Origin of the sequence: Roseateles sp., assembly GCF_036404855.1 — a bacterium.
In the GTDB taxonomy this organism is placed as follows: Bacteria; Pseudomonadota; Gammaproteobacteria; order Burkholderiales; family Burkholderiaceae_C; genus Pelomonas.
In genome coordinates this window covers 1-4,846 of record NZ_DASWYS010000230.1, presented here as the reverse complement: position 1 = coordinate 4,846, position 4,846 = coordinate 1, and the positions used below count along the sequence as shown (strand labels likewise).

5 protein-coding genes and 1 pseudogene are annotated in these 4,846 nt (G+C 68.9%); 2 read left to right on the top strand and 4 right to left on the bottom strand.

Annotated features, from left to right (window positions below):
• Positions 1-35: 35 nt before the first annotated feature.
• Genes rpe through VGF12_RS15300 form a run of 3 tightly spaced genes read right to left on the bottom strand, consistent with a single transcriptional unit; the run spans position 36 to position 2,114 of the window.
• Positions 36-734 carry a ribulose-phosphate 3-epimerase gene (gene rpe, locus VGF12_RS15310; RefSeq protein WP_331176907.1) on the bottom strand — a complete coding sequence of 233 codons (699 nt, stop codon included), beginning with the start codon at positions 732-734 and terminating at the stop codon, positions 36-38.
• A gap of 25 nt (positions 735-759) precedes the next feature.
• Positions 760-1,371: a DNA-3-methyladenine glycosylase I gene (locus VGF12_RS15305; protein ID WP_331176906.1), complete on the bottom strand. Its 612-nt coding sequence runs from the start codon at positions 1,369-1,371 to the stop codon at positions 760-762.
• Positions 1,368-2,114 carry a transporter substrate-binding domain-containing protein gene (locus VGF12_RS15300; protein ID WP_331176905.1) on the bottom strand — a complete coding sequence of 249 codons (747 nt, stop codon included), beginning with the start codon at positions 2,112-2,114 and terminating at the stop codon, positions 1,368-1,370. Before VGF12_RS15300 ends, VGF12_RS15305 begins: the two co-directional genes overlap by 4 nt.
• 62 nt (positions 2,115-2,176) lie before the next feature.
• Between VGF12_RS15300 and apaG the strand changes: the two genes are divergently transcribed.
• Together apaG and VGF12_RS15290 are read left to right on the top strand one after the other, a co-directional pair.
• Complete coding sequence (gene apaG, locus VGF12_RS15295) at positions 2,177-2,551, top strand: Co2+/Mg2+ efflux protein ApaG (protein WP_331176904.1); 375 nt, start codon at positions 2,177-2,179, stop codon at positions 2,549-2,551.
• A 13-nt stretch (positions 2,552-2,564) separates the two neighbouring features.
• Entirely contained in the window at positions 2,565-4,523 is a 1,959-nt protein-coding gene (locus VGF12_RS15290) for a site-specific recombinase (protein WP_331176903.1), read from the top strand.
• A gap of 119 nt (positions 4,524-4,642) precedes the next feature.
• Here VGF12_RS15290 and VGF12_RS15285 read toward each other — a convergent pair.
• Positions 4,643-4,846 (bottom strand): annotated as a pseudogene (locus VGF12_RS15285) (hypothetical protein); the annotation flags it as partial.

Below are 4,846 nucleotides of genomic sequence, written 5' to 3'. Positions count from 1 at the left end.
TGAAGCGGGCTGCGGCGCCGGCAGCGCCCGCCGGTTTATCCCTGGGTCGCGGACGCGATGGCTTCGCGCATCTTGGCGATGGTGGCCGCGTAGTCCTTGGAATTGAAGATGGCGCTGCCGGCGACGAAGGTGTCGGCGCCTGCCGCGGCAATCTCGCGGATGTTGTCGACCTTCACGCCGCCGTCGATCTCCAGGCGGATGTCGCGGCCGCTCCTGTCGATGAGCTCGCGCGCCTTTTTCAGCTTGGCCAGCGCGCTCGGGATGAAGCTCTGGCCCCCGAAGCCGGGGTTCACGCTCATCAAGAGCACCATGTCGACCTTGTCGATGACCCACTCCAGCACGTCCAGCGACGTGGCCGGGTTGAAGACCAGGCCCGCCTGCTTGCCCTCGGCCTTGATGAGCTGCAGCGTACGGTCCACATGGGCGCTGGCCTCGGGATGGAAGGTCACCATGTCGGCGCCGGCCCGGCAGAAGGCCTGGGCCAGGGCGTCGACCGGCTGCACCATCAGGTGCACGTCGATGACGGCCGGCGTCCCGTCGGGCTTGACCGCGTGCTTGCGCAGGGCCTCGCAGACCATGGGGCCGAAGGTCAGGTTGGGCACGTAATGGTTGTCCATCACGTCGAAGTGGATCCAGTCGGCGCCGGCGGCCAGCACGTTCTTCACTTCCTCGCCCAGGCGGGCGAAGTCGGCGGACAGGAGGCTGGGGGCGATGCGGTATTGAGGGGCGGCCATAGCCCTCAATTCTAGTTTCGGGGCTTCAGACGGGGCGTTTGAAGCTGTCGCGTGCCTTGTGCACCACGGCCCAGTGGTGGCAGCCGGGCTGGTGGTCGTTGATCAGGCCCATGGCCTGGATCAGCGCGTGCATGGTGGTCGGGCCGACGAACTTCCAGCCGCGCTTCTTCAGGTCCTTGGAAAGTGCCTCGGACGCGGGGGACTGCGACAGGTTGTGGGCCACCGAGTTGCGTGGCGGCTCGAAGCGCCACAGGTAGGCAGCCAGCGAGCCTTCCGCCGCCACCAGCTCCACGCAACGCCCGGCGTTGTGAATGGTCGCCTCGATCTTGCCGCGGTGGCGCACGATGCCGGCATCCAGCAGCAGCCTGTTCACGTCAGCCTCGCCGAAGCGGGCGACCCGGTGGTAGTCGAAGCCCGCGAAGGCCGCGCGGAAGGCGTCTCGCTTGTTCAGGATGGTGCGCCACGACAGCCCGCTCTGGAAGCCTTCCAGACACAGCTTCTCGAACAGCCGGAAGTCGTCGGCCACCGGGTGGCCCCATTCCTCGTCGTGGTAGCGCAGGTAGGCGTCGTCGCCGGCCGCGGCGGCGCACCAGGCGCAGCGGGGACGGCCGTCGGGAGGCAGGTAGAGGGGCTTCATCGGTATTTCTCGGCAAGTTGGCGCAACGTGCCGTCGCGTTCCAGCTTGCGCAGCGCCTGCGTGAGGCGTTCCTCCTGCGCGGTCGGCAGGTCGGTGCGGATGGTGAGGTACTGCGCTTCTTCGTGGAACACGGTGCGGCCGATCTTCAGCTTGTCGCCCATCTTGCTGTCGGCGACGTGGCGCTGCAGGTTGATGTCCTGGCCATAGACGGCGTCGGCGCGGCCCAGCGCCAGCATCTGCAGCGCCTCGCGCTCGGAGGCGACTTCGGCGATGGTCACGTCGGCGGCCACGAGGCGGCGTGCGAGCGCCGAGCCGCGCGAGATCAGCACCGGCTTGCGCTGGCTCAGCGTCGCCAGCTCGGCCAGGCTGGCCAGCGGGCGGGGGTCGTCCGCGCGCTGCAGGACGACGTGGCGGATCGTGTACAGCGGCACCGGCACGTAGCGCCACTGCTTCTCGCGCTCGGGCGTCCTCAGCAGGCAGAAGAAGCTGTCCATTTGCCCCTCGGCCAGCAGCCGCTCGACGCGTTTGAGCGGCACCTGCTGCTCCAGCCCCGTGAAGTGCAGTCCCGGGTCGGCGCGTTCCACGGCGCGGAGGATCTCCAAGCACAGCCCCGGCCTGGCCGGGCCGCCGTCCGGGTCGTACTTGATCGTCGCGCCGCTCTGCTGGACGGTGCGCAGTGACAGTTCCTGCGCGTGTGCCGAAAGACACAGCAGCGCGCTCAGCAGCAACGGCCAGCGCAGCACTTAGGATCACGCATCCTGACGAACATGCAGCGAGCATAGCGTTCGGCACCGACAATCACCTGATGGCGAACCCCCGTTTCAGTTGCAGCGTCGCGGTCCAGGCCCTGCCCGAGCAGACCCATCTTGAGCAAGGCCTGTACGCCTTCAGCTACACGGTCACGATCACAAACAGCGGCGACGTGCTGTCGCAGCTCATCGGCCGGCATTGGGAGATCACCGATGCGCGCGGTCAGGTGCAGCTCGTCGACGGCCTGGCCGTCGTCGGCCATCAGCCGGTGCTGGCACCCGGCCAGAGCTTCCAGTACAGCTCCTGGGCGCAGATTGCGACGCCGCAGGGCACGATGCGCGGGCGCTTCCTGTGCGTGACAGAGGGCTGCGAGGTCTTCCACGCCGATGTCGACGAGTTCCTGCTCGCCGACAGCGCCTCCCTGCACTAACGCCGATCCGCCGTTGACCTGGGACCTTACCGCCCTCCTGAACGCGGCCGACCCGCAGGCCACGCTTGCCGAGCGCAATCTCTGGCTGGTGCGCCTGCTGGAATGGCTGCGCCATGCGCCGCGCGAGGAGGCCTCCGGCACGCCGCTGCCCCTGGTGCGCCTCAAGCACCTGCTCAACGTGCTGGAGCGTCATCCCGAGCACGCCTGGGCCTTCGCGAACGTCATCGGCGGCGTCTGGAACGACGTCGACGCGGTCGCGCTGTTTGCCGAGGTGGGCTTCGCGCCGCGCATGGCGCTCTGGCACGAGTTCCTCGGCCGCCTGCGCCGACGCCTGCTGCCCGCCACGACCGACACGCGCGACCTCGCTGCGCTGTTCGAGCTGCTCTTCGGCAGTGACGCCGACGAGGACTGGATCGCCGCCATCGACGACGAACTGCTGGCCCGGCTGAGGTTGCTGTTCGCCGCGACGCCCGACGACGGCTGGCGCGTCGAGGCGCGTGCCGCCATCACGGTCCTCGTCAGCAGCGTGCATGCCGCCGGTTTGGCTGGGCCGCTGCGGGTGCGCATGGACGAGGTGGCAGTGCAGGGCAGGCCCTTCCACCAGCTGCCCACGGCGTGGGAAGCTGTCGAGAGGGCGCTGTCGGCCGAGGACGGCGCGGCCCTCGTGCCGGCCACGCAATACCTGCGCGCGCTGCTGGACCGTTGCCGCGCCGCAGCGCAGACCGTGCCCGAGCACCTCGAGGCCCATGGCGTTTCGGTGGATCTGATGTTCTCGGTCGAGCAGCTCACCGCGCGACTGGACCGCATCGAAGCGCTGCTGGCCTGCCTGCTGTCCCGCGAGCCGCAGCGCGAACTGCTGCGCCTGGTGGCCGGACTCGTGCGCGTTGTGCACGAAAGGCGCAGCCTGCGCACGTTGTTCGCGCGCCACTACTCGCTTCTCGCGCGCAAGGTGGCCGAGCGCAGCGCCGAGACGGGCGAGCACTACATCACCCGCAGTCGGGACGAGTACCGCGACATGCTCCGGCGCGCGGCCGGCGGCGGCGCAGTGCTGGCGGGCACCACCTTTCTGAAGTTCGGCATTGCGCTGCTGGGTTTCACGGCCTTCTGGGGCGGCTTCTGGGCCGGCGTTAACTACGCGGCCTGCTTTGTCCTCATCCACCTGCTGCACTGGACGGTGGCGACCAAGCAGCCGGCAATGACGGCGCCGGCGATGGCCGACAAGCTGCAGCACATTGAGCGCGAAGACGCGCTGGAGGACTTTGTCGACGAGGTCGGCCACCTCGTGCGTTCACAGGTGGCGGGTGTCATCGGCAACCTGAGCGTCGTCGCGCCGCTGGTGCTGGTCGTGCAGGGGCTGTGCTGGGCAGCCTTCGGCATGCCGCTGGTGGGGGTGCAGGACGCCGAGTATGTGCTGCATTCGCTGAGCCTGTTCGGCCCGTCGCTGGTGTTCGCGGCCTTTACCGGCACGCTGCTATTCGCGTCCAGCCTCATTGCCGGCTGGGTCGAGAACTGGTTCGTCTTCCACCGCCTGGACAGCGCCATCGCCTGGAACCCGCGCATCGTCGCCACGCTGGGCCAGCAGCGGGCCCAGGCCTGGTCGCGCTGGTGGCGAGCCAACATTTCGGGCCTGACTGCCAACATCAGCCTGGGTCTGATGCTGGGCGTCGTGCCGGCGCTGGGCGGCTTCTTCGGCCTGCCCGTCGAGGTGCGCCACGTGACGCTGTCCACCGGCCAGCTCGCCGCCGCCGTTGGTGCACTCGGTTTCGGCGTCACGGGCACGTGGGCCTTCTGGTCATGCGTGCTGTGCATCGCCGGCATCGGCATCCTCAACGTCGGCGTCAGCTTCCTGTGCGCCTTCAAGGTCGCCATGCGTTCGCGCGGCATCCGCCTGGCCGACCGCATGCGCGTGTATGCCGCCATCCGCGCGCGTCTGCGGCGCGCGCCGCTGAGCTTCCTGGTGCCGCCGAAATGAGGCTCGCCGTTCACGCAGTACCTTGGCCGGCCTTGCGGTCCGTGCCGTGGCATGAGTCGCCAGCACATCGCCGGATCGGGCTGGCAGGGGCGCCACCCGGCGCCAGGCCCGCGTGAAGGTCAGCGGTCGTCGTGGCGCTCGCCCTTCTTGCGGCCCGAGAACATGGTCCACCAGATGATGAAGACGAAGATCAGCAGCGCGCCGAGGGCTTCGAGGGCGAGTAGCAGCATGGGATGGTGGGCGCGTGGGACGTTGGCCGTGATTCTAGGAAGCCTGGCCGCCTGCTCGTCGCCACCGTCGCTGCAGCCGCCGTCGGACTCCGC